The sequence below is a fragment of the Veillonella sp. oral taxon 780 str. F0422 genome (assembly GCF_000221605.1).
Taxonomy (GTDB): domain Bacteria; phylum Bacillota; class Negativicutes; order Veillonellales; family Veillonellaceae; genus F0422.
On the sequence record NZ_AFUJ01000066.1, the window covers coordinates 1 to 3,004 of the forward strand.

At 37.3% G+C, this 3,004-nt stretch carries 7 protein-coding genes and 1 pseudogene; all 8 read right to left on the reverse strand.

Annotation, left to right across the window (positions count from 1 at the left end; all coding sequences use genetic code 11):
- The coding region (locus HMPREF9200_RS07470) for an aminopeptidase P family protein (protein WP_038145183.1) at positions 1 to 545 on the reverse strand (545 nt) is incomplete at its 3' end.
- 22 nt (positions 546 to 567) lie between these two features.
- On the reverse strand, positions 568 to 891 hold the full coding sequence (locus tag HMPREF9200_RS09115; RefSeq protein ID WP_255260744.1) for a hypothetical protein: 324 nt from the start codon (positions 889 to 891) through the stop codon (positions 568 to 570).
- A gap of 50 nt (positions 892 to 941) precedes the next feature.
- Positions 942 to 1,232, reverse strand: a complete 291-nt coding sequence (locus HMPREF9200_RS09120) for a pseudouridine synthase (RefSeq protein ID WP_009354116.1) — start codon at positions 1,230 to 1,232, stop codon at positions 942 to 944.
- Positions 1,211 to 1,354 (reverse strand): S4 domain-containing protein, encoded by a 144-nt coding sequence (locus HMPREF9200_RS09125; protein WP_369688085.1) that lies wholly within the window; start codon positions 1,352 to 1,354, stop codon positions 1,211 to 1,213. Before HMPREF9200_RS09125 ends, HMPREF9200_RS09120 begins: the two co-directional genes overlap by 22 nt.
- On the reverse strand, positions 1,335 to 1,979 hold the full coding sequence (locus tag HMPREF9200_RS07480) for a histidine phosphatase family protein (protein ID WP_009354119.1): 645 nt from the start codon (positions 1,977 to 1,979) through the stop codon (positions 1,335 to 1,337). Before HMPREF9200_RS07480 ends, HMPREF9200_RS09125 begins: the two co-directional genes overlap by 20 nt.
- Positions 1,980 to 1,990: 11 nt before the next feature.
- The gene (locus HMPREF9200_RS08185; protein WP_009354118.1) at positions 1,991 to 2,218 is read right to left on the reverse strand and encodes a hypothetical protein; all 228 of its coding nucleotides are present in this window, start codon (positions 2,216 to 2,218) and stop codon (positions 1,991 to 1,993) included.
- Positions 2,185 to 2,865 (reverse strand): histidinol-phosphate transaminase, encoded by a 681-nt coding sequence (locus HMPREF9200_RS07485; protein WP_009354117.1) that lies wholly within the window; start codon positions 2,863 to 2,865, stop codon positions 2,185 to 2,187. The genes HMPREF9200_RS08185 and HMPREF9200_RS07485 overlap by 34 nt, the downstream gene beginning before the upstream one ends.
- Positions 2,820 to 3,004, reverse strand: a pseudogene (locus HMPREF9200_RS08870) (hypothetical protein); the annotation flags it as partial. The gene HMPREF9200_RS07485 and the pseudogene HMPREF9200_RS08870, both read right to left, overlap by 46 nt.

Genomic DNA, 3,004 nt, shown 5'->3' on the forward strand with positions numbered 1-3,004 from the left:
AACGATGGCTCTTTAGATCCACGTCGTAACATTTCTGTTTCTAGAATAATACGTGCCTCGTTTTCAGTCATCCCCACTTTTAGCTGCGGTAACATAGCTGCAAATGATTCATCTGCAATATTAAACGCTTGCCGTAAATATTTCAGTTCATCTTCTCGTTTCACTATACGAAGGCTAGCAAAATCGAAGGATAAAAATTCTGTTTCATTCAATGTATCACAAACTTGCTGAAATACATCGACACTCATATAGTTTCCTTCAAAGCAACATGTAGTTAAACCAATACTTGAACGTTTTAGTAAGTCCCTAATTGTTTCATATACATCACCTGTATATTCTACTACTTCGTATCCTTCACATTGTTCTTTTGCCTGTTCTGTATAACGACTATCCGTTATCATATACGCTTTGTTAGGCGTTACAAGGGCAACCCCTGTAGTTCCTGTAAAGCCAGCAAAATAATGCAGATTAATAGGACTAATAAGAATAGCGCCCCCGTATGATTCTTCTTGTAGGAATCCTTGTAAAGTTGCTAATCCATTCATCATCTCGCCTCCTTAAAAAGCATCAACTAATGATACCATATAATGCATAGTTATGACAAATTGAATTAGATTCGATTAAACTAATTTCTTTTTCTTCTTCTGTTAAATCTATGAATGTGCCCACTTCTTCAATAGAATCAAGGGTAATTCTATCGATAGCAATGCGTTGTAAGTACGTTACCGTCCCACCACAGGCACCAATCATACGTTTCACTTGATGATATTTCCCTTCGTAAATAGTCAATTCACAGGAGTGAATGATTTCACCAAACTCATTCATCACTCCTTCATCATTGTGAAGCGATAGTTCTGCCGGCTTACACTCTGTACCATCCCCTAAAACCATACCAGCTTGTATACGTTGTATACCTTCATCTGATAAAGCACCACTATATTCTACATAGTAAGTTTTACCAATATTTTTTTGCCATGAATAATTTTATGAGCCCAAGGACCATCATTGGTTAATAATAACAACCCTTCTGTATCTTTATCAAGTCGCCCCACAGGGAATACCTTCAAAGTTTGAAACTCTTCAGGAAGTAATTCCATGATAGTAGGATCTGTAGAATCTTCTACAGCTGTTACATATCCAGCTGGTTTATGAAATTTAATATAATATTCTAATTGTGCTTGTACAACTTGATCTTGAACCGTAACCACATCTACATCAGGATTGATATGCATGTCTTTTTCTTAACAATACTATCATTTACCTTTACAAGACCCTGTTTGATTAAATCATGTACTTCTTTTCTTGTACCAAAAGCCTTATGGGCTAAAAACTTATCAATCCTCACCGTAACCACCTTCTCTCACATGAGTATGCGATGTATCATTTAATATACAAATACGATTATAAGGAGATTGGTCACCCCAGAAATCCACCACACTAACAGCTGTATTCCCCTGTGCTAACCGCCATAAGCAATTCAATGGAATACCCGTTAATGCACATAATAATGTGCGTATGGTTCCTCCGTGACAAACTACCAATAACCGTTCACCATCCTCCATACGCGCTAACTCTTCTAATAAACGAGTATAAGCGCGTTCTTGCACCATTTCTACTGTCTCCCCATTAGGAATTGGTTTCTCTGATGGATCTTCATAAATGGCTTCGATTTGGCCAGGCCAGCGTTCATTAATTTCAGAATATGTTAAGCTTTCCCAGTCGCCAAAGTTAATTTCCCGTAATCCTTCTGTAAAAGTGGTAGGAATATATCGGCCTTTTAGAATTTCTTCAGACGTAACCCTAGCTCTTACTAGGTCTGGAACGATAGCTCTATCAAAATGAACATCTCGTAAGGCATCACCCACATCCACAGCTTGGGCCATACCTTTTTCATTTAAAGGTATATCACTAAATCCTTGGTGCTTTCCTAGATGATTCCAATCCGTTTCACCATGGCGGACAAAGTAAATTTGTATCATAGTATCTCCTGTTATAATGTAAAATATGCTCGTAAAGCTTGCAATAATTGTTCATTTTGCTCTCTTGTTTTGACAGCGATACGAAACCAATTGGGGCCTAACCCAGTATAGTGAGAGCAGTCTCTAATTAATATAGATTGATGATACAAGTGCTGAATCATATCTTCTAAAGAATACTGATCATCTAGATGACAGAGAATATAATTCACAGATGGTTCAATGCACTGTAATACATCCATCTGTACAATCTTCTTATATAGCCATTCTTTTTCTGTTTTAGTACTGTCCGAGTCTCTTGTATATAGTCTGTATCTTGTAAGGCTTTTTCACTATATATTTGCGCTAAATGATTTACAGTCCAAGATGGAATATGAGATTTAATGAAGTTAATAATCATAGGATTTGCCATCATCGCCCCAATACGTAGACCGGGAACTGCGTAAAACTTAGTTAAAGAATGTACAACTATCACATTGTCATACTCTTTCACATAGTTTCGCATAGAATAGTCATCCCCTAAAAAATCAACAAATGACTCATCAAACACTAGATAGTGACCATTTTTCTTGCAAACTTCAATTAATTCACGACTTTCATGTTTCCACAAGGTGCCACATGGATTATTGGGATTCCCAATAAATACTAAGCGATGCTTAGACTGATTTAAATCATGTAATATCGTTGTTAAAGGATAGGAAAAGCAAAATGAATCCGCATCAAATTGTAATTCATATTCTATGACTGGTAGGCCACACGAATGAGCACCATGGCTATACTCTGAAAATCCAGGAGCTGGCACATACACAGCTTCTATTTCTGGCAATCGGCATATGGCATAGATTAATTCAGCTGCACCATTACCGAAAGCAATGTATTCTTTTGGCATATCCCACAATTCGGACGTGATAGCAAAAGGTTCGTCATGTCTGGATCTGGATAATGTATCACATGTTGAAATGCCTCATTCATAGCATCCATCCCCTTGGCACTCATTCCCAAGGGGTTAATATTGGCACTAAAATCTA